The sequence below is a fragment of the Phenylobacterium sp. genome (assembly GCF_046291545.1).
Taxonomy (GTDB): Bacteria; Pseudomonadota; Alphaproteobacteria; order Caulobacterales; family Caulobacteraceae; genus Phenylobacterium.
Map to the genome: position 1 here is coordinate 1,249,444 of NZ_JBKBSM010000001.1, position 19,708 is coordinate 1,269,151.

A 19,708-nucleotide genomic window follows, 5' to 3' on the forward strand; every position below is an offset into this window, starting at 1 on the left:
CCAAAGAAAAACGGCGCCGCGGGGGCGGCGCCGTTCCTCGGACTCCTGGTCCGCCTTTTCGGCGTCAGGCGTCGATCAGGTTGCGCTCCTCGGCGGCGGCGCGCATCGACTTCTGCAGCTTTTCGAAGGCGCGAACCTCGATCTGACGCACCCGTTCGCGGCTGACGCCGTACTGGGCGGCCAACTCCTCCAGGGTGGTCGGTTCGTCCTTCAGCCGCCGCTCGGTCAGGATGTGGCGCTCGCGGTCGGTCAGCTCGGTCATCGCCTCTTCGAGCAGGCTCATGCGGATCGAGCGCTCCTCGTTGTCGGCGACCAGGGTCTCCTGGCTGGGGGTGTCCTCATCGACCAGCCAGTCCTGCCACTCGCTCTCGCCGTCGGCGCGCAGGGGCGCGTTCAGCGAGGCGTCGCCGCCAGACAGGCGCCGGTTCATCGAGACGACTTCCTCGTCCAGCACGCCCAGCTTGGTGGCGATCTGGTGCACCTGGTCGGGGCGCAGGTCGCCTTCCTCCAGGGCGCTGATCTCGCTCTTGGCCTTGCGCAGGTTGAAGAACAGCTTCTTCTGCGCCGCCGTCGTGCCCATCTTCACCAGCGACCAGGACCGCAGGATGTATTCCTGGATCGAGGCGCGGATCCACCACATGGCGTAGGTCGCCAGGCGGAAGCCGCGGTCCGGATCGAACTTCTTGACCGCCTGCATCAGCCCGACGTTGCCTTCGGAGATCACTTCCCCGATGGGCAGGCCGTAGCCGCGGTAGCCCATGGCGATCTTGGCCACCAGACGCAGGTGGCTGGTGACGAGCTTGTGGGCCGCCTCGGGGTCCTCGTGCTCCTGCCAGCGCTTGGCGAGCATGAACTCCTCGTCCTTGGCCAGCATGGGGAACTTGCGGATTTCGTTCAGATACCGGCTGAGGCCGCCCTCCGGCGACATCACGGCGAGCATGTTCGCGGCCATGGTCAATCCCCTCTAGCATTTCGGAAGTCCGGGCGGTGGGCGCGCGCAAGCGCCAGCGACCTGTTCCCCCTACATCCGTCAGATAGGTATCGATCCGGCCTGGGGGAAGACCGCCCCGGGGAGGAACGGCCCGAAAATCCGACTTCTCAACTAGGTTATTCCTATACCCCGACGGCGCCGGCATCAAGGCGCGCTTGTTTCAGAATGCTTCCATGTTTTCAGAGGGCGCCGAGCAGCTTTTCTAACGTGGCCATGTCGGGCGGAAGCGGGCTTTCGAAGCGCAGCGCCTCGCCGGTGACCGGATGCACGAAGCCCAGCACCGCCGCGTGCAGGGCCTGGCGGGCCAGCCCCGCCTCGGCGATGGCCGCGCGCACCGCCGGCGTCGGCGGCCCCGAGCCGTACACCGGGTCGCCCAGGCACGGGCATCCCTTGGACGCCAGGTGCACGCGGATCTGGTGCGTGCGCCCGGTCTCCAGCCGGCAGGCGAGGCGCGCGGCCGCCGGCTTGTCCGCCGGGCCGAACACCCGCTCGGTGGCGTAGTGGGTGACCGCCTCGCGGCCGCCGGCCTTCACGATCGCCATCTTCTTGCGGTCGTGGGTCGAGCGGGCGATGCGTCCTTCTATGGTCCCGCGCGCGGGATGCGGCGCGCCGCGCACCAGGGCGACATAGACCCGCTCGATGTCGTGGGCCGCGAACAGGGCCGAGAGCCCCTGGTGGGCCGCGTCCGTCTTGGCGGCCACGACCACCCCCGACGTCTCCTTGTCGATGCGGTGGACGATGCCGGGCCGCGCAACCCCGCCGACGCCCGACAGGCTGTCGCCGCAATGATGCAGGAGGGCGTTCACCAGCGTGCCGCTCTCGCTGCCGGGCGCCGGGTGCACGGCCATGCCGGCCGGCTTGTCCACCACGATCAGGTGCGCGTCCTCGAAGAAAACGCTCAGCGCGATCGCCTCCGGCCGGGGCTCGGCCGGCGCCGGCGGCGGCACGGCCAGCACATAGTCGCCCGCCCGCGCCCTGGCCGAGGCGTCGCGCACGACTTCATCGTCCAGGCTGAGCCGCCCTTCGGCGATCAGCGCCTGGATGCGGGCGCGCGAAAGGTCGCCAAGCCGCGCGGCCAGCGCCTTGTCGATCCGCTCGCCGGCGAGGTCCGCGCCGATCTCGGCGACGCGGAGGTCGAAGGCCTCGTCCTCCTCGTCCGCCGCCGGCCCGCCGGGGTCAGAGGCCATGCTTGCCGCTGGCGTCCTCTTCCTTTCCGGTGATCGAGCCCTCGGAGAAGAGGTATTCCTTCAGCTGGGCCTCGAACTCGCCGTCGTTGCGCCGCACCCACTCCAGCGCCATCGCCGCATGCTCGATCTCCTCGCGGGCGTTGTGCAGCAGGATCGCCTTCAGCTCGGGATCGTCGCAGTCGTCGGCCCGCTGGCGGTACCAGTCCACGGCCTCCAGTTCCTCGATGAGCGAGGCGATGGCGTAGTGAAGGTTCAACGTCCTCCTCGACAGCTTCTCGCGGGGGACGTGCAGGCCTTCGCTGGACATGGTCATCATGCTCCTGTCGTAGAATGGCCTTCTATTGCACGCGCCGAAGTGCGGCGCGACCTGCGGGGGTGATGCAAATGAAACTGGACAGACGTCGGGCGCTCGCCCTCCTTGGCCTTGGCGCGGCTGCGCCGGCGGTTTCGGCCAACGCCGCCGCCTACGCGGGCAAGGTCGCCTTCAACCACGGCGTCGCCTCGGGCGATCCCACCCAGGACCGCGTCATCCTGTGGACCCGCATCACGCCCCTCGCCGCGCCCGGCGGGGACATCGCCTACAAGTGGCGGCTCAACCCCGTGGACCGCCGCGCCGGCGGCGCCAAGTCGGGCGAGGGGATCACCGGTCCCGACCGTGACTACACCGCCAAGGTCGACGTGACCGGCCTCGAGGCCGGCCGGGCCTACACCTTCGAGTTCGAGGCCCTCGGCGTCACCTCGCCGACCGGCCGCACCGCCACCCTGCCGGCCGGCTCAGTGGAAGACGTGGTGCTGGCCGTGGCGTCCTGCTCTCTCTATCCGAACGGCTACTTCAACGCTTACCAGGCGATCGCCGACCTCCCCCGGGTCGACGCGGTCCTGCACCTGGGCGACTACATCTACGAGTACGGCGGGCCGGGGTCCTATGGCATGGACTCGCCGGTCGCCGGCGAGCGTCCGCACGATCCCCCGCACGAGATCGTCACCTTGGCCGACTACCGCCGCCGCCACGCGCAGTACAAGTCCGACCCCGCCCTGCAGGCCGCCCACGCCCGCGCCCCGTGGATCGTCGCCTGGGACGACCACGAGACCGCCAACAACAGCTTCCTGGGCGGCGCCGAGAACCATTCGCCGGAAACCGAGGGCGACTGGACCGCGCGCAAGGCCGTGGCCCTCAAGGCCTACTACGAGTGGATGCCGATCCGCGAACCGGCCCAGGGCAAGACGCTGGACGCGGCCTGGCGCAGCTTCCACTTCGGCGACCTCGCCTCGCTGATCATGCTGGAGACGCGGCTCTCCGCCCGCGACCATCAGCTTGACTACTCCGAGGACCTGAAGGGCACGAGCCCCGAGGAGCTCGCCGCCTTCCGCGCGAAGCTCGCCGATCCCTCGCGCAAGATGATGGGCGAAGCCCAGCACGCCTGGGTGGCCGCCGAGGTCAAGCGCTCGGTGGCGGCCGGCCACGCCTGGCAGATCCTGGGCAACCAGGTGGTGATGGCGCGGGTGAACATCGCCAGCTTCAGCAAGGCCATGGGCAAGGAGGCGCTCGACAAGGCCCTGGCCGGACTGCCCGACAGCGTCCGCCCGCGCATCGCCCAGATGGACGCCCTCGCGCCCCTGAACATGCCCTACGGCCTGGACATGTGGGACGGCTACCCGGTCGACCGCCAGCGGCTCTACGAGAACCTCGCCGGCGCCAACCCGATCGTCGTCTCCGGCGACAGCCACGCCTTCTGGGCCAACGAGCTCTACGACGCGCCGGACGGCGGACGCCTGGTGGCCGTCGAATTCGGTACGACCGGGATCACCAGCCCCGGCGGCGGCGACTACCTGACGACCGTCCCCCTCGGCGAAATCTACGCCGAGGCCAATCGGGAGATCGTCTACACCAACCAGGCCGCCAAGGGGTTCGTCCTGCTCACCCTCAACCGCCAGGAAGCCCGGGGCGAGCTGAAGAAGGTCTCGACCATCAAGGAGCGGACCTTCGAGACCCTCACCGACAAGGCCTTCCGGGTCACGCCGGTCGCCGGCGGCGGCGTCTCGCCGCTCAGCGAGGTCTGAGGCGAGGGCTCAGCGCCGCTCGAGCGCCAGCCGGGCGGCGAACGCCAGGAACACCCCGCCGGTCGTCCGGTCCAGCCACTGGACGACGGCCGGCCGGCGCAGGGTGCGGGCGATCGGCCGCGTCGCCGCGATCAGGGCGGCGAACCAGACGACGCCCATGAGGGCGTGAATCGCCGCCAGCAGCAGCATGAAGCCGACCGGCTCCACGCCCTTGGCCGTGAACTGCGGCAGGAACGACACGTAGAAGACTCCGACCTTCGGATTCAGCAGATTGCCGAGGAAGCCGCGCCGCAGCCAGGCGGCGGACCCGGCCGCCATCGTCGACGGCCCGGCTGTGGCGAAGCTGTCGCGCGGCTTCAGGATCAGGTTGATTCCGAGCCAGGCCAGATAGGCCGCGCCCGCCCACCTCAGGAGGTCGAACGCCGTCTGCGACGCCGCCAGCAGGGCGCCCACGCCGAACGCGGCGGCCGCACCCCAGGTCAGACAGCCGAGCACCACTCCCAGGCCCGCCAGGGCCGCGCCGCGCGCGCCTTCCGCTGCGGCGGTGCGCAGCACCAGGGCGGTGTCCAGCCCCGGGGTGATGGTCAGCAGGCCCGCCGCCAGGCTGAAGGCGATCAGCGCCTCGGGGACCGTCACGGCCGCTCTTCCAGGGCGCCGTCCGCCCCGATCACCCGATAGAAGCAGGAGCGGAACCCGACGTGGCAGGCGCCGCCGTCGCCCTGCGGGCGCACCTTGATCCAGACGGCGTCCTGGTCGCAGTCGATGCGGATCTCCTCGACCTTCTGGATCTGGCCGCTGGTCGCGCCCTTGTGCCAGAGCTCGCCCCGCGAGCGGCTGAAGTAGTGCGCCTCGCGCGTGGCGATGGTTCGCTCCAGCGCCTCGGCGTCCATCCAGGCGAACATCAGGACCTCGCCGGTGTCGGCGTGCGTGGCCACCGCCGCGATCAGGCCATTGGCGTCGAAGCGGGGGGCGAGCTCGGCGCCGCGCTCCAGGGCGTGCTTGTCGGGGGCGGTCGGAAAGCGGGTCATGGCCTTCATATAGCCGCGCAAAGCAGGCATGAGGAGCGTCCGTCGCGTCCCAACGGAGCCCTTCGCCAATGGCACAGACCCGCCGCGCCCTGATCGCCGCCGCGAGCGCCTTCGCCCTGCCGGCGCTCGCGCCCGTCGCCGCCGACGGCCGCCCCTGGGGCCGCAAGTCCAAGGGATGCACGGGGCGTGAGGCCTATGTCGGCCAGGGGCTCCGGCCCCAGCTCTTTCCCTCTGTGTTCGACGCGGCGGAGGCTTCGGCCAAAGCCCGCGCCCACATGATCATCCACGAGGAGCTCGACGAGGCCTTCGACAAGGCCGCCGGCCAAATGCGGACCCAGGCCCTCTGCGCGGCGATGATCACGCCGGACGGCGGCCAGTGGAACCAGCTTCGGGTCCCACGCGGCGATCCGGAGCCGCAGATGTTCTTCTGGGCCAGCGTCGGCAAGGCCTACACCGCCACCGCGATCTTGCAGATGGTGGAGGAAGGCAAGCTCGGTCTCGAGGACCGCCTGAGCAGGTGGGCGCCCGAGGCCCCGGGCGCGGCTTTCATCAAGATCGACGATCTCCTGACCCACACGAGCGGCCTCTACAGCTTCCAGGCCGATCCGGGTCTGCGCGCCGCACCGGGCTACAAGGCGCCCGACCAGCTGCTTGCGGCGGCCTACGCCCAGCCGGCCGCCTTCTGTCCCGGCGCGAACTGGAGCTACTCCAACACCGGCTACGTGCTGCTCGGCAGGATCATCGAGGCGATCGACGGCGTGGCCTATCACGAGGCCCTGACGAAGCGGATCGTCGAACGACTGGGCCTGGAGGAGACGACCATTCTTGCGCCGCGCCAGACGCCGCAGGGCCTGGCCACGCCGACCGCGAGCGCGGCCGAAGCGGGCGGAACGGCGGACGACCTGACCACCCCTTTCGCGGCCGGTGCGGTGGCCGCCTCGGCGCTGGACGTGGTGCGCTTCTGGCGCGGCCTCATGGCCAACCGCCTTCACGGACAGGCGACCACCCGCGGCCGGTTCTATCGGCTCTATCCCATGGCGGGCGCAGGGCCGGGCTACTACGGCCAGGGCGTGATGGTCACCGATCTCTACAAGGTCGATCCCCAGTCGCGGGACACCTGGCTGGGTCACGCCGGCGGCCTGCCGGGCGCCAAGGCGCTCGTGGCCTATTCGGTGCAGAAGAACGCCTTCGCCGCCGTCGCCCTGACCGGCGAGGGTTCGCCCGAAGCCGCCGCCAACCAGCTCTTCGCGGCCCTGCCGGACGCGAAGACCGCTTGAGGTTGACGCCGGTCAAGGCGGCGGCTGGAGGATCGGAGGAGGGTGCGGCCTTCCGCAGCGGGGCCTTCCATGTCCGACGTGATCGTGCACACGCAGACGCTCAGTCCCTACGGCTGGACGGCGCGGATTTGCGCGGCCGAGAAGGGCGTACCCCATACCGTGCGGGACGTAGACACCACCTCCCCCGAGCACCGCAGGCTGCATCCCTTCGGCAAGATCCCGGTGCTGCAGCACGGAGAGGCGATCATCTACGAGACCCTCGCCATCGCCCACTACATCGACCGCGCCTTCGAGGGTCCGGCCCTGCAGCCGGTCGACTACCGCGGCCAGACCGACATGCTGCGCTGGATCAGCATCGTGAACGGCTACGCCTATCCGGTGATGAACGGCCTCATCAAGGCGCGCTTCAGCGTGCTGGCGACGGGGGCGCCGGCCGATCCGGCCGTGCTGGCCGACTTCCAGGCGCGCTTGGCCGAGCAGCTGGCGCTGATCGAACAGTCGCTCGCAGCCCACGCCTTTCTCGTCGGCGACCGCTTCACCCTCGCCGACGCCTTCCTCTTCCCGCAGCTTCACTACGCATCGCAGACGCCCGAGGGCGCCGAAGTCTTGGCCGCTGCGCCGGCCGCCCGGGCGTGGCTCGAGGCCATGCGCGCCCGCGCGAGCGTGGCGACCACCGGCCCCTTCGCCCAGGCTTAGCGCACGTAGGCAGGGCCGCCGCGGTCCACTACCCATAGGTCCATGAGTCTTGCGGACTGGATCAAGGCGCGCGTCGCGGCGCTGGAGACGGCGGCTCGGCCGTGGGCCGAACGCAGCCGGCTCAACGGCTTCATCTTCGAGTTCCTGATGTTCGGCCTGAAGCAGGCCTGGGCCTGCCTGTTCGGTGCGATGATGCTCGGGCTGCTCCTCGTCACCCGCTACGTCTATCCGGCCGACGCGCCGCTGGCCCGCTACGACTTCCTGGTGCTGGCGGCGGTGGCCATCCAGGTCCTGCTTCTGGCGCTGAAGCTGGAGCACCCCGACGAGGCGGTGGTGATCTTCGCCTTCCACGTCGTCGGCACCGCCATGGAAGTCTTCAAGACCGCGCATGGCTCGTGGATCTATCCGGAGGCCAGCGTCCTGCGAATCGGCGGGGCGCCGCTGTTCTCCGGCTTCATGTACGCCTGCGTCGGCTCCTACATCGCCCGGGCCTGGCGCATCTTCGACTTCCGCTTCATCCGCTACCCGCCGGTCTGGGCCGCCTGGACGATGGCGCTGCTCGCCTACGCCAACTTCTTCACCCACCACTTCATGCCCGACATCCGCTGGGGGCTCTTCGTCTTCTGCGTGGTGATCTTCGGGCCGGCATGGATCGTCTATACGCCGGACGAAAAGCCCCGCCGAATGCCAATGCTGCTGGCCGGGGTTCTGGCCGCCTTCTTCATCTGGATCGCCGAGAATCTCGGCACCTTCGCCCAGGCCTGGATCTACCCGGCCCAACGCGATGGCTGGTCCATGGTCTCCTTCGCCAAGCTCGGCTCCTGGTACCTGCTGATCAATCTCAGCTTCGTCCTGGTCACCCTGGTGCGTCGGCCGCGGGCGCCCGCGGCGGCGGGGGCGCAGGGCGTGGCGAACGCCGTCGCCGAGCCCGCCGCATAGGGGGCGGACCCGGCGCCGCGCCGGCTCACATGCGGTGCAGGGCGCAGAGCTTGTTGCCGTCCGGGTCGCGCAGATAGGCTAGGTACATCTTGCCCGTGGAGCCTTCGCGCACGCCGGGCGGATCCTCGCAGGTGGTTCCCCCGGCGGCGAGCCCCGCCGCATGCCAGGCGTCGGCCTGGTCGGACGAGGCGCAGGCGAAGCCGATGGTGCCGCCGTTGGCGTGGGTGGCCGGCTCGCCGTTGATCGGCAGCGACACGGAGAACACGCCGGTGGGCGTGAAGTAGAAGATGCGGTGCCCGTCGACCCGGGCCGGCGGCACGCCCAGCGTGCCCAGAAGGGCGTCGTAGAAGCTCTTGGCCCGGTCCAGGTCGTTGGTGCCGATCATGATATGCGAGAACATCGCCGGTCTCCTCCCAAGGATGCGGCCGCTCGCCGCCCAGCCCTGGTCATGGGGCATGGGCGCGCCCCTGACAATCGCAGTCAGAACCTTCCCGAACGTCAGGCGCCGCCCAGCCAGGCCAGGATTTCGGGATTGAGCTCGCGCGGATAGGTGTGGCTGAGGTCGGCCACCTCGCGATAGGTCACGCGCGCCCCCGCCGCCTGCATCGCCGCGCTGGCTTCGCGGGCCATGTCGACGGGGAACATCCAGTCGAGCGCCCCGTGCACGATGTGGACCGGCAGGCCGCGCACGCGCTCCGGATCGGCCATCTGCGCCAGCATCGGGTGGAAGGCTGCGCTCACCGGGGCCAGGTGCGTGAAGGGCGATTCCGCCTCGAGCCCGCTGACATAGCTGAAGGTGCCGCCGTCGCTCATGCCGGTCAGCAGCAGCCGGCGCGGGTCCAGCGCCCAGCGGCTGTGCACGAACTCGAGGATCCGCGACAGGTTGGGGGTGTCGTGATCGGTCCCCTGCAGGGCCCAGGTCTCCCCCACGGCGGTGGGGCACACCAGGATCGCCCCATGCGTCCGCGCCTCCCGCAGCCAGCTCCACAGAAAGCCGCGGCCGTTCCCCGCGCCGCCGTGCAGCGCCATCACCAAGGGGGCGGGCGCGTGCGGGGCGTAGGTCTCCGGGACGTATATCGAAAAGCCGCCGCGACCGCCGGGGGCCTCGCCGACGTGCGCGAGGCCTGTGTCGTCCCGCGGCTCCGCGCCGGCCAGCCGGGCGATGAGGTCCTCGTCGTCGCGCCGCCCCGGCTCAAGGAAGAAGCGGCTCACCGGCTTCAGCCCGTCGGCCAGGGGGAACAGCGCTTCCTGGGCGCGCGGGCCGTGGCGCAGGGCGCGGAAGATCAGGCGGAAGTCTCCCGCCTGGGCCGCGGCGGCGTCCAGCTCGTCGAAGGCCGCCAGCGTCTCCTCGCAGGCGGTCGCCAGCGCCCGGCCGGCTCCGGCCAGGGCCTGCGGCCAGTCGGCGAGCCGCGGCAGCAGAACGCGCAGCGGCTCGTGCGGGCGGCCCACGGCGCCCAGGGCCTCGGCCGGGTCGTAGGGGTTCATGTGGCGGGCGACGAATTCGAGCGCGTCCAGCGCCTGCAGCAGCGGCGGCAGGATGGCCGCCACGTCGTCGATCTCGCGGTCCATCGTTCCCAAGTCTCCCGTCATGCCATGGTCCCGCGGCGCGTCGCCGGCTATGCGGGGGGCGCCGGACAGGCTAGCTCATATCGCATGAGCTTTCCCTTCACCGCCGCCTTCCGCGATGTCCTGGCCGAACGCTGCGCAGCCTTTCCGCGGATCGCCCATGACGGACAGGAGCTCAAGCGCGCGGCGGTGACCATCACGGTGGTCGAGGCCGACGACGGTTCCGGCCAGGCCGCTTTCCTGCTGACCCGGCGCGCGGCGGGCCTGCGCGCCCACGCGGGCCAGTGGGCGCTGCCGGGCGGCCGCTGCGATCCGGGCGAGACCTTGGAGCAGGCGGCCCTGCGCGAGCTGCACGAGGAACTGGGCCTGAGCCTGCCGGCCCGGCGCGTGCTCGGCGTCCTCGACGACTATCCCACGCGCTCGGGCTATGCGATCGCCCCGGTGGTCGCCTGGCTGGACGATGTGGCGGCCCTGCGGCCCAATCCGGACGAGGTCGCCTCCACCCACCGCTTCCGCATCGACCAGATGCTCGACGCTGCGGCGGTGGAGTTCGAGACCATTCCCGAGAGCACGCGGCCGGTGATCCGCCTCAACGTCGGCGGCCACCACATCCACGCTCCGACCGCGGCGGTGATCTACCAGTTCCGCGAACTGGTGGCCGGCCGCGTCACCCGCGTGTCCGAGCTGGAGCAGCCGGTCTTCGCCTGGCGGTGAGCCGCCTCAGCGCTTGTTGACGAAGTCCAGGAACCGCTGGCGCAGGGTCGCGTCGGTCTTGAACACCCCGGTGAACTGGGTGGTGATCGTGCTCACGTGGCGGTGGTGCACGCCGCGGGTGGTCATGCACTGGTGCGCCGCGTCGATCAGCACGGCCACGCCGGCCGGACGCAGGCTGTCGGTGATGGCGTCGGCGATCTGCTGGGTCATGGTCTCCTGCGTCTGCAGGCGACGGGCGAAGATCTCGACCACGCGGGCGATCTTGGAGATGCCCACCACCCGGTTCGTCGGCATGTAGGCGACGTAGGCCTTGCCCAGGAAGGGGGCCATGTGATGCTCGCAGTGGCTCTCGACCTCGATCTCGCGCAGCATGACGATGTCGTCGTAGCCCTGCACGTCCTCGAAGGTGCGGCTCAGCTCCTTGGCCGGATCGGCGGCGTAGCCCTCGAACCATTCCGCATAGGCGTCCACCACGCGCTTGGGGGTGTCGATGACGCCTTCGCGGCGCGGATCGTCGCCGGCCCAGGCGATCAGGGTGCGGACGGCCTCCATGGCCTCTTCGCGGGTCGGGCGCTTGACGGGCTCGAGATCGGAAACGCCGACGAGCGTGCGGTCGGGAGTGCGGGCGTCCATGTTCAAGGGGATCTTTCCAGGCTGAGTTGCGCCGGGACGAAGGCCCCGGAAATGACGCGTGCCACCTTTGTTACGGCCCAGATTTAGGCGCGGATGCGCCGTGGCCTAGGGCCCTGGCCAACTGTATATGGGTCCAGGCCGCGCCCCGGCAACAGTCACGCAGCGTCAAGTCGACCCATGGCCCTTTCCCTCTACGACACCATGGCCCGCGAGAAGCGGCCCTTCGTTCCCGCAGATGCGAAGCGGGTGACGATGTATGTCTGCGGCCCGACGGTCTACAACTATGCCCACATCGGCAACGCCCGGCCCGTGGTTGTCTTCGACGTCCTGTTCCGCCTGCTGCGTCATCTCTACGGGCAGGACGCGGTGATCTACGCCGCCAACGTCACCGACGTGGACGACAAGATCAACGCCAAGGCCCTGGCCGAAGGCGTGCCCATCTCCACCATCACCGACCGCTACCTCGCCATCTACAACGCCGACATGGCGAGCCTCGGCGCCCTGCGGCCCACGCTGCAGCCGCGGGTCACCCAGACCATGGACGCGATCATCACCATGATCGGCCGGCTGGTGCGCAACAACGCCGCCTACGCCGCCGAAGGCCATGTCCTGTTCGACACCCAGGTGTTCGGCGACTACGGCAAGCTGTCCGGCCGCTCCATGGAGGACATGATCGCCGGGGCGCGGGTGGACGTGGCGCCGTACAAGCGCCATCCCGCCGACTTCGTGCTGTGGAAGCCGTCCAAGCCGGGCGAGCCGGTGTGGGACAGCCCCTGGGGCCCCGGCCGCCCCGGCTGGCACATCGAATGCTCGGCGATGATCGACGAGGCGCTCGGCCTGCCGATCGACATCCACGGCGGCGGCCACGACCTGATCTTCCCGCACCATGAGAACGAGATCGCCCAGGGGGTCTGCGCCGGCCACGACCACGGCCGGGCCGAGGAATACGCCCGCTACTGGGTGCACAACGGCTTCCTGAACTTCGGCGACGAGAAGATGTCGAAGTCCCTGGGCAACGTGGTGCTCGTCCACGAACTGATCGAGAAGGCCCCGGGCGAAGCGGTCCGCTGGGCGCTGCTGGTCGGCCACTACCGCGCGCCGCAGGAATGGAGCGGCGAACTCCTCACCCAGGCCCGCAAGTCCCTGGACCGGCTCTACGGAGCCCTGCGGCGGGCCGCCGATGTGACGCCCTCGACGGACCAGCCTTCGCCCGCCTTCGTCGCCGCCCTCGAGGACGATCTCAACACGCCCCAGGCGATGGCCGAACTCTTCGCCCTGGCCTCGCGCCTGGAGACGGGCGATGCGGACGGGCGCGCCGAAGCCAAAGGCCAGCTCCTGGCGAGCGGCGCCCTCATGGGGTTCCTGCAGGCCGATCCGGAAGCCTGGTTCCAGGGCGGCGCCGACGACGAGTTCAAGGCCCGCATCGACGCCCTGATCGCCGAGCGCATCGCCGCCCGCGCGGCCAAGGACTGGCCCAAGGCCGACCGCATCCGCGACGAGCTCACGGCCCTGGGCGTCGAGGTGATGGACATCGCCGCCGGCGCGACCTGGCGGCTGAAGGAGGCCACCTGATCCGGCCGGCGGTCCCGGCGGGCGTCATGACGCGGCGGCGATGGTCTGTTACGAAGTTCGCGGACGGATCCTGGCGCAGCGCGTATCTGGGCCGATCCGAAGACCATCCTAGCTCCAGAGCCTTGAATCCATGCCGGTGAACACGCCCCAGACCTTCAATGTAGCCTCCGGCTTCAAGTTCAAGGGCGGCGGCGGCGGGCCCAGCGGCATGCGGATCGAGCACCGCGTGGGCATCCAGGCGCCCTCCGACGTCATCTGGGACGTGCTCTACGACCTGGAGGGCTGGTCGAAGTGGAACCCGCTCTATCCGCAGGCCTCCGGCCAGATCCGCATCGGCTCGACCCTCACCATGTCCCTGGCCCTGCCGGACGAGGAGCCGCGGGTGATCCATCCGGTGGTGCTGGAATGGGTGCCGAGGGAGCAGCTCCATTGGCGCCTGAAGATGCTGGGCGGCCTTGTGTCCAACACCCGCTACATCGAGATCGAGCAGCTGGCCGACGAGAGCTGCATCGTCTCCAACGGAGAGCTGTTCGGCGGCTTCCTGGGCCCGCGGGTGGCCCAGCGGATGGGCCGCAAGGTCTGGCGGGGCTTCGAGGCCATGAGCCTGGCGCTGAAACAGGAAGCCGAGACCCGCTGGCGCGCCGGCAAGGCGGCGCCTACATCCGACGCATGATCGACGACCTCTATTCGGCCAGGCTGCTCAAGCTGGCGGCGAACATGCCGCGGGCCGGTCGGCTGCCCGCGCCGCAGGGCACGGCCGAGAAAGTGGCCAAGCTGTGCGGCAGCCGGGTCGTGGTCGACGTGGCTGTCGAGGACGACCGCGTGGTGGACTTCGCCCAGGACGTGAAGGCCTGCGCCCTCGGCCAGGCGGCCGCGGCGGTGCTCGGCGCCCATGTGGTCGGGGCGCGGCTGCCGGAGATCGAGATGGCCCGGGACGCCTTTCGTGCTATGTTGAAAGAGGGCGCGCCCGCGCCCGAAGGACGCTTTTCGGACTTGGCCATGCTCGCCCCGGTGAAGGACTATCCCGCCCGTCACGCCTCGACGCTCCTGGCGTTCGAAGCGACGGTCGACGCCGTCCGCCAGGCGATGGAGCGAACTAGCCGCGCCGGCGCGGCTTGATTCGACGCGTCCTGCGACGTAAGCGCTGGCCCTGACCAGCACGGCCGCGATCGGCATGACTCTCTATGAAACCTGCGTCAAAGGCGCCTTGCGCGCCTACAAGCTGACGCTTTCGCCCTTGATCGGACGCCAGTGCCGGTTCCTTCCGACCTGTTCGGAATACGCCGCCGAAGCTCTGATCTCCCATGGGCCCGTGCGGGGCGGCTGGCTGGCCGTCCGGCGGGTCTGCCGCTGCAACCCCTGGGGCGGGTCGGGCTACGATCCGCCGCCTGAGAAACCCGACGGGGCGCGGCGACGAAACTGGACGTGTGAGAAGACATGATCGACCTGGTTTTCCCTGACGGCTCCAAGCGCCAATTCGAAGATGGCGTCACGGGCCGCGACATCGCCGCCTCGATCTCCAAGTCCCTGGAGAAGAAGGCCATCCTGGTGAAGCTCGACGGCGCCCTGTTGGACCTGGAGCGGGCCCTGCCGCACGGCGGCGCCTTCGAAATCCTGACGCGGGACAACCCCGAGGCCCTGGAGGTGATCCGCCACGACGTCAGCCACATCCTGGCCGAGGCTGTGCAGGAGCTGTTCCCCGGCACGCAGGTCACGATCGGACCGGCGATCGAGGACGGCTTCTACTACGACTTCGCGCGCAACGAGCCCTTCCAGCTCGACGACCTGGCGAAGATCGAACAGCGCATGCGCGAGATCGTCGACCGCGACGAGCCGATCCGACGCGAGGTCTGGGACCGCGACGAGGCCATCGAGCACTTCAAGTCGATCGGCGAGGCCTACAAGGCCGAGATCATCTCCGACCTGCCGAAGGAGGAGACGATCACGGTCTACCGCCAGGGCCAGTGGAAGGACCTGTGCCTGGGGCCGCACCTGCCCTCGACGAAACACGCCGGCAAGGCCTTCAAGCTGACGAAGCTGGCCGGCGCCTACTGGCGGGGCGACCATCGCAACGCCCAGCTCCAGCGCATCTACGGCACGGCCTGGGCCAGCGAGGCGGATCTGGAGGCCTACCTCAAGCGCATCGAGGAGGCCGAGAAGCGCGACCACCGCAAGATCGGCCGCCAGATGGACCTGTTCCATATCCAGGAGGAAGCGGTCGGCCAGGTGTTCTGGCACCCCAAGGGCGCCACGCTTTACCGGACGCTGGAAAACTACGTTCGCCGCAAGATCGAGCGGGCCGGCTACGTGGAGGTCAAATCGCCTTCGCTCATGGACAAGAAGCTCTGGGAAACGTCCGGCCACTGGGCGAAGTACCGGGAGAACATGTTTGTGTGCGAGGTCGAGACGGATGATCGCACGCTGGTCGTTAAACCCATGAACTGTCCCGGCCACGTGCAGATCTTCAACGTCGGCCAGAAGTCCTATCGGGAGCTGCCGCTGCGCATGGCCGAGTTCGGGTCCTGCCACCGCTACGAGCCCTCGGGCAGTCTGCACGGCATCATGCGCGTGCGGGGCTTCGTGCAGGACGACGCCCACATCTTCTGCACGCCCGAGCAGTTGCCGATCGAGGCGGCCACGGCCGGCCGGCTGATCTTCCACACCTATGAGGAGCTGGGCTTCGAGCGGGTGGACGTGAAGCTCTCCACGCGGCCCGAGCAGCGCATCGGCTCGGACGAGATCTGGGACGCCGCCGAGGCCCAGCTCGCGAAGGCCTGCGAGATGATGGGCGTGGACTATGAGGTCAATCCGGGCGAGGGCGCCTTCTACGGCCCGAAGCTGGAGTTCACGCTCTACGACGCGATCGGGCGGGCCTGGCAGTGCGGGACGGTGCAGGTCGATTTTAACCTGCCGGAGCGATTTGGCGCCGAGTATGTCGCCGAGGACGGCTCCAAGCAGCGGCCGGCCATGTTGCACCGCGCCGTGCTGGGGTCGATGGAACGTTTCATTGGTATCCTGATCGAAAACTACGCTGGCGCATTTCCCCTCTGGCTGGCGCCTGTTCAGGTCGTGGTCGCCACAATTACGTCCGACGCCGACGACTATGCTCGCGCCGCAGCCGAAGCCCTGCGCCAGGCGGGCCTGCGCGTGGAGACGGACCTGCGAAACGAGAAGATCAACTACAAGGTCCGCGAGCACAGCCTCGCCAAGACCCCGGTGATCGCCGTCGTCGGTCGCCGCGAGGCCGAGCTCGGCCAGGTCGCCCTGCGCCGCCTGGGCTCCGAGCGCCAGGAGGTGCTGCCCCTGGCGGAGGCCGCAAACAGGCTTGCCTTGGAGGCGACTCCGCCTGATCTTGCCCGACACGCGTCGGGCGAGGCGGGTTCGCCTCGAGAGGCGGCCGGGGCCATGGAGGCTTGATGAACGGCATCGCCGCACCGATCGTCGCCGCCGAACCGGCTCCTCTGGAGGAATTCCTGAGGTCGCGCCGGCGGGTGTCGGTCGTGATGGTCGTCTACATGACCGGCGAGGCCCTGGGCGAGAGCGTCGCCCGGGTGCTGGCCGATCCGCTGGTGGACGAGTTCGTCATCGTCGATAACGGCAGCCCCTGCGCCGAGGCCACGCGCCTGCAGGGGCTGGCGGAGCGCGACGGGCGCGTGCGGCTGATCGCCGGCCAGGGCAACGTCGGCTTCGCGCGTGGCGCCAATCTGGGCGCACGGGCGGCGAGCGGCGAGATTCTGGTGTTCCTCAATCCCGACGCCTTCCTGCAGTCCGGGTGCGTGGCCGGGCTGGTCCGCGCCATCGAGAACCGCCCGGTGCCCTCGCTGGTCGGCGGCCGGGTGCTGAACGCCGACCGCACCGAACAGCGCGGCGCGCGGCGCGGCGACATCACGCCGATGACCGCCCTGATGTCCCTGAGCCGGCTGGCCCAGAAGGTGCCGGCCTGGCGCCAGTACGAGGTGCACTGGGAGAACGACGCGGCTCCAGACCAGGTGGCGCCGGTTCCCACCGTGTCCGGCGCCTGCCTGTGCATGCGCCGCGAGGATTTCGAGGCCGTCGGCGGCTTCGACGAGGGCTACTTCCTGCACGTCGAGGACGTCGACCTGTGCTGGCGCGTCCGGCGCGCGGGCGGTCAGGTGCTGTTCCATCCGAAGGCCGAGGTGGTCCACCTGGGCCACACCAGTCAGACCAGCCCCCTGCGGGTGGAGTTCCACAAGGGCGTGGGGCTGGCCCGCTATTTCCGCCGCCGGGCCGAGAGCTTCTCCCAGCGGCTGCTGGCCTGGGTCCTCTCGCCGATCATCGTCTGCACAGCGATCGTGCGTCCGGTGGTCTGGCGCTTCCGGGGCCGCGCCGCCTAGGCCGCGAGCGCCGGGAATCCCCCGGCCCGGCTGACCGAGGCCGCCGGCGCCTTTCCCAGAAGACCCGATATCCAGCGGGCGGTTTCGATCAGTCTGCCAAGGTCATAGCCGGTCTCGAAGCCGGCGCGCTCCAGCATGTAGACGAGATCCTCGGTGCCGATGTTGCCGGTGGCCGCCGGGGCGAAGGGGCAGCCGCCGAGGCCGCCACAGGAGGCGTCGAGCACGTCGATCCCGGCCTCGACGGCGGCGAAGGCGTTGGCGAGGCCGGTGTTGCGGGTGTCGTGGAAGTGCATGCGCAGGGTGGCCCCCGGCGCGGCGGCGCGCGCGGCCTCGATCCGGCGGCGCACGGTCCACGGGTCGGCCACGCCGATGGTGTCGGCCAGGGCGATCTCGGCGACCCCGAGGCCGGAGATCTCGCGGACCAGCTCGCCGACCTGCTGTTCGCTGACTTCCCCGTCGAAGGGACAGCCGAAGGCGACGGAGATGGTGGCGGTGATCGGCGGGCCGCCCTCGGCGGTGCGGCGGGCGACAATGGCGGCCAGGGCCGTCATTTGTTCCGCGGTGCTCGCGCCCTGGTTGCGAATCCCAAAACCGTCGGTTGCGCAAACCACGACGTTGGCTTCCTCGCAGCCGGCGGCCACGCAGCGCTCCCAGCCGCGCTCGTTCAGCACCAGCCCGATGCGCGAGAGGTTCTCGGCGGGCAGGGCGGCCATGATCTCCTCGGCGCCGGCCATCTGCGGCACGCGCCGCGGATTGACGAAGGAGACCGTCTCGATGCGCCGGGCGCCGCAGTCGCGAAGGCGCTCGATGAAGGCGATCTTCTGATCGATCTCCAGCAGGGTCTTTTCGTTCTGCAGGCCGTCGCGGGGCCCGACTTCGACGATCTGGATGCGCCGGCTCATGGGGCGGCCTCCCTGCGGTTTGCGACGGCGACGGCCGGCTCCGGAGCGTAGATGCGCAGCCGCATCTCGTCGCCGTTGGAATAGTCGAGCCCGTCGACCACGGCGGTCTGACGGGGGGTGAGGCCGCGCGCGGCGGCCGCGTCAGCGAAGGCCGCGGCCTCGCGGTCCTCGACGATGGCCGGCCGGTGCTCGGCCAGGGCCTGGGCCGCCTCCTCGGCGCCGCCGAGGTCGGTGGTGGTGCCGAGCGCGAAGACCAGGCTGGGCTCGGCGTAGCCGGCCACGGCCACCGGGCCTGGGGTGACCCCCTGGCGCGGCAGGAGCCTGGCCTCGGCCAGCTTGTCCTCCACCCGCTGCGACAGCCACAGCGGCCCAAGCCCGGGGGCGAACATGCCGGCCAGGGCCGCGTGGCCCAGCACGCCCAGGCCGCAGGCGGCGATGGCCGCGCCGCGGGCGGATTCGCGAACCAGCATATAGGCGCCGGCCAGCCCCGCCGCCAGCATCAGCCCGCCGGTGAGGGCCGCGGCGGTGACGTCGCCGCCGCCGCCGTAGGCGCCCAGCAGATAGAAGGTCCCCGCCGCGAGCAGCACCCCCGTGAGCGCCGACAGCGCAGCCCCGCTCCAGCGCAGGGCGGGGGTGGGCGCCTGGCGCGCGGCGGCCGCGGCCAGCCAGGCCAGGGCGCCGTAGACCGGCAGGGGATAGTGGACCAGCTTGGTCGGCATCGCCTCGAAGACGATCCACGCCGGGACCAGCCAGCAGATGGCGAAGCGGATCCCCGGCTCGCGGCGCTCGCGCCAGGCCGTGACCAGGGCGGCGGGCAGGAGCAGGCTGGCCGGGAAGAAGAGCAGCGGGGCGAGCAGGGTGTGGTAGCCCGGCGGCGCGCCATGGCTCTCCTGGCCGCCGGCGAGCTTGGGCGCCAGGTCTCCGCCCACGGCCACCGCCCAGAAGGCGCCGTCGGTGGCCACCGTCACCGCCCAGGCCCAGGGGCCCACGACGGCGAGGAACAGGATCGGCCCCCAGCCCCAGGCCAGCGACTTCAGCCAGCCGCCCTTGCGGTCCCAGGCCCACAGGGAAAGGGCGGTGAGCGCCACGACCATCGGCCCCACCGGACCCTTGACCAGGGTGGCGCCGGACAGGCCGAGCCAGAACAGGAGCCGGGTCAGCCGCCCGGCCGGCGGCCCGCCCCGGGCGGCGGCGTAGACGTGGGCCAGGGCCGCCACCGCCAGGGTGGTGGTCCCGGCCAGCACCGCGTCGGTCTTGGCGATGAAGGCCTCGGTGGAGAGCAGCATGGTGCAGGCGAGCAGGCCGCCGGCCACCAGGCCGTTGACAGGGCCGAAGAAGGCCCGCGCCCCCCAGGCGCAGGCCGCCGCCGCCAGCATGGCGCCCAGGAGCGATGGAATGCGGTAGGCCCAGATCCGCCGGGCTTCCGCCTCGGACAGGAGGCTGACGCTGGCCGCCTGCAGCCAGTGGATTCCCACCGGCTTCTTGAAGCGTGGCTCGTCCTGGAAGCGGATGACGACGAAGTCGCCGGTCTCCAGCATCTGGGCGGTGGCCTGGGCGAACCGGCTCTCGTCGCGGTCGAGGGGTGGGACGGTGAAGACGCCCGGCAGGCCGGCCAGGAACGCCACGAAGGCGGCCAGCACCGGCCCTCGCCAGCCGCGGCTCACCCGCTCGAGATAGGTCTCCAGACTCATCGGGGCTTGATAGCACGAGTTTGCCGGCCGGCCGCGAGGCGGGTTTCGGGCGGGCGGCCTCGCCCCTGCGGGCGCCGGCGCGGCCTGAGCCTAAAC

The 19,708-nt window shown here is 70.4% G+C and carries 21 protein-coding genes; 11 read left to right on the forward strand and 10 right to left on the reverse strand.

Going from position 1 to position 19,708, the window contains the following annotated elements; translation table 11 throughout:
* Positions 1–64 precede the first annotated feature (64 nt).
* The 3 genes from rpoH to ACK4YQ_RS06150 form a co-directional block, all read right to left on the reverse strand.
* Positions 65–952: an RNA polymerase sigma factor RpoH gene (rpoH, locus tag ACK4YQ_RS06140; RefSeq protein ID WP_409609326.1), complete on the reverse strand. Its 888-nt coding sequence runs from the start codon at positions 950–952 to the stop codon at positions 65–67.
* Between the two features lie 218 nt (positions 953–1,170).
* Entirely contained in the window at positions 1,171–2,178 is a 1,008-nt protein-coding gene (locus ACK4YQ_RS06145; protein WP_409609328.1) for an RluA family pseudouridine synthase, read from the reverse strand.
* On the reverse strand, positions 2,168–2,485 hold the full coding sequence (locus ACK4YQ_RS06150) for a ferritin (RefSeq protein ID WP_409609330.1): 318 nt from the start codon (positions 2,483–2,485) through the stop codon (positions 2,168–2,170). The genes ACK4YQ_RS06145 and ACK4YQ_RS06150 overlap by 11 nt, the downstream gene beginning before the upstream one ends.
* A gap of 77 nt (positions 2,486–2,562) precedes the next feature.
* On the opposite strand from ACK4YQ_RS06150, the gene ACK4YQ_RS06155 reads away from it, so the two are divergent.
* A complete protein-coding gene (locus tag ACK4YQ_RS06155) occupies positions 2,563–4,239 on the forward strand; it encodes an alkaline phosphatase D family protein (protein WP_409609332.1) in 1,677 nt (558 codons plus the stop codon).
* A gap of 9 nt (positions 4,240–4,248) precedes the next feature.
* On the opposite strand, the gene ACK4YQ_RS06160 is transcribed toward ACK4YQ_RS06155, so the two are convergent.
* Positions 4,249–4,875: a LysE family translocator gene (locus tag ACK4YQ_RS06160; protein WP_409609334.1), complete on the reverse strand. Its 627-nt coding sequence runs from the start codon at positions 4,873–4,875 to the stop codon at positions 4,249–4,251.
* Positions 4,872–5,267, reverse strand: a complete 396-nt coding sequence (gene hisI / locus ACK4YQ_RS06165) for a phosphoribosyl-AMP cyclohydrolase (RefSeq protein WP_409609540.1) — start codon at positions 5,265–5,267, stop codon at positions 4,872–4,874. The genes ACK4YQ_RS06160 and hisI overlap by 4 nt, the downstream gene beginning before the upstream one ends.
* 68 nt (positions 5,268–5,335) lie before the next feature.
* Between hisI and ACK4YQ_RS06170 the strand changes: the two genes are divergently transcribed.
* The 3 genes from ACK4YQ_RS06170 (at position 5,336) to ACK4YQ_RS06180 (ending at position 8,179) form a co-directional block, all read left to right on the forward strand.
* Entirely contained in the window at positions 5,336–6,544 is a 1,209-nt protein-coding gene (locus ACK4YQ_RS06170) for a serine hydrolase domain-containing protein (protein ID WP_409609336.1), read from the forward strand.
* Between the two features lie 69 nt (positions 6,545–6,613).
* Complete coding sequence (locus tag ACK4YQ_RS06175; protein WP_409609338.1) at positions 6,614–7,240, forward strand: glutathione S-transferase family protein; 627 nt, start codon at positions 6,614–6,616, stop codon at positions 7,238–7,240.
* Positions 7,241–7,282: 42 nt separating this feature from the next.
* Positions 7,283–8,179, forward strand: coding sequence for a DUF817 domain-containing protein (locus tag ACK4YQ_RS06180; RefSeq protein WP_409609340.1), 897 nt, complete (start codon positions 7,283–7,285; stop codon positions 8,177–8,179).
* Positions 8,180–8,204: 25 nt separating this feature from the next.
* On the opposite strand, the gene ACK4YQ_RS06185 is transcribed toward ACK4YQ_RS06180, so the two are convergent.
* The gene (locus tag ACK4YQ_RS06185; protein WP_409609342.1) at positions 8,205–8,579 is read right to left on the reverse strand and encodes a VOC family protein; all 375 of its coding nucleotides are present in this window, start codon (positions 8,577–8,579) and stop codon (positions 8,205–8,207) included.
* Positions 8,580–8,677: 98 nt separating this feature from the next.
* Positions 8,678–9,748, reverse strand: a complete 1,071-nt coding sequence (locus ACK4YQ_RS06190; RefSeq protein ID WP_409609344.1) for a hypothetical protein — start codon at positions 9,746–9,748, stop codon at positions 8,678–8,680.
* 84 nt (positions 9,749–9,832) lie between these two features.
* Here ACK4YQ_RS06190 and ACK4YQ_RS06195 point away from each other — a divergent pair, with 84 nt between their 5' ends.
* A complete protein-coding gene (locus ACK4YQ_RS06195) occupies positions 9,833–10,459 on the forward strand; it encodes an NUDIX hydrolase (protein ID WP_409609346.1) in 627 nt (208 codons plus the stop codon).
* A 6-nt stretch (positions 10,460–10,465) separates the two neighbouring features.
* Here ACK4YQ_RS06195 and folE read toward each other — a convergent pair whose 3' ends face one another.
* Positions 10,466–11,092 (reverse strand): GTP cyclohydrolase I FolE, encoded by a 627-nt coding sequence (folE, locus tag ACK4YQ_RS06200; RefSeq protein ID WP_409609348.1) that lies wholly within the window; start codon positions 11,090–11,092, stop codon positions 10,466–10,468.
* Between the two features lie 177 nt (positions 11,093–11,269).
* Between folE and cysS the strand changes: the two genes are divergently transcribed.
* The 6 genes from cysS to ACK4YQ_RS06230 all read left to right on the forward strand — a co-directional run bounded on the left by cysS (position 11,270) and on the right by ACK4YQ_RS06230 (position 17,019).
* Positions 11,270–12,664, forward strand: coding sequence for a cysteine--tRNA ligase (gene cysS, locus ACK4YQ_RS06205; RefSeq protein WP_409609349.1), 1,395 nt, complete (start codon positions 11,270–11,272; stop codon positions 12,662–12,664).
* 130 nt (positions 12,665–12,794) lie between these two features.
* Entirely contained in the window at positions 12,795–13,337 is a 543-nt protein-coding gene (locus ACK4YQ_RS06210) for an SRPBCC family protein (RefSeq protein WP_409609351.1), read from the forward strand.
* Positions 13,334–13,783 carry an iron-sulfur cluster assembly scaffold protein gene (locus ACK4YQ_RS06215; RefSeq protein WP_409609353.1) on the forward strand — a complete coding sequence of 150 codons (450 nt, stop codon included), beginning with the start codon at positions 13,334–13,336 and terminating at the stop codon, positions 13,781–13,783. The genes ACK4YQ_RS06210 and ACK4YQ_RS06215 overlap by 4 nt, the downstream gene beginning before the upstream one ends.
* A gap of 55 nt (positions 13,784–13,838) precedes the next feature.
* A complete protein-coding gene (gene yidD / locus ACK4YQ_RS06220; RefSeq protein WP_409609355.1) occupies positions 13,839–14,105 on the forward strand; it encodes a membrane protein insertion efficiency factor YidD in 267 nt (88 codons plus the stop codon).
* Positions 14,102–16,081, forward strand: coding sequence for a threonine--tRNA ligase (gene thrS, locus ACK4YQ_RS06225; protein ID WP_409609357.1), 1,980 nt, complete (start codon positions 14,102–14,104; stop codon positions 16,079–16,081). The genes yidD and thrS overlap by 4 nt, the downstream gene beginning before the upstream one ends.
* A complete protein-coding gene (locus ACK4YQ_RS06230; protein ID WP_409609359.1) occupies positions 16,081–17,019 on the forward strand; it encodes a glycosyltransferase family 2 protein in 939 nt (312 codons plus the stop codon). Before thrS ends, ACK4YQ_RS06230 begins: the two co-directional genes overlap by 1 nt.
* Here ACK4YQ_RS06230 and ACK4YQ_RS06235 read toward each other — a convergent pair.
* Together ACK4YQ_RS06235 and ACK4YQ_RS06240 are read right to left on the reverse strand one after the other, a co-directional pair.
* Positions 17,016–17,921 carry a hydroxymethylglutaryl-CoA lyase gene (locus ACK4YQ_RS06235; protein WP_409609361.1) on the reverse strand — a complete coding sequence of 302 codons (906 nt, stop codon included), beginning with the start codon at positions 17,919–17,921 and terminating at the stop codon, positions 17,016–17,018. The genes ACK4YQ_RS06230 and ACK4YQ_RS06235 overlap by 4 nt on opposite strands.
* Complete coding sequence (locus ACK4YQ_RS06240) at positions 17,918–19,612, reverse strand: ArnT family glycosyltransferase (protein ID WP_409609363.1); 1,695 nt, start codon at positions 19,610–19,612, stop codon at positions 17,918–17,920. Before ACK4YQ_RS06240 ends, ACK4YQ_RS06235 begins: the two co-directional genes overlap by 4 nt.
* Positions 19,613–19,708 lie beyond the last annotated feature (96 nt).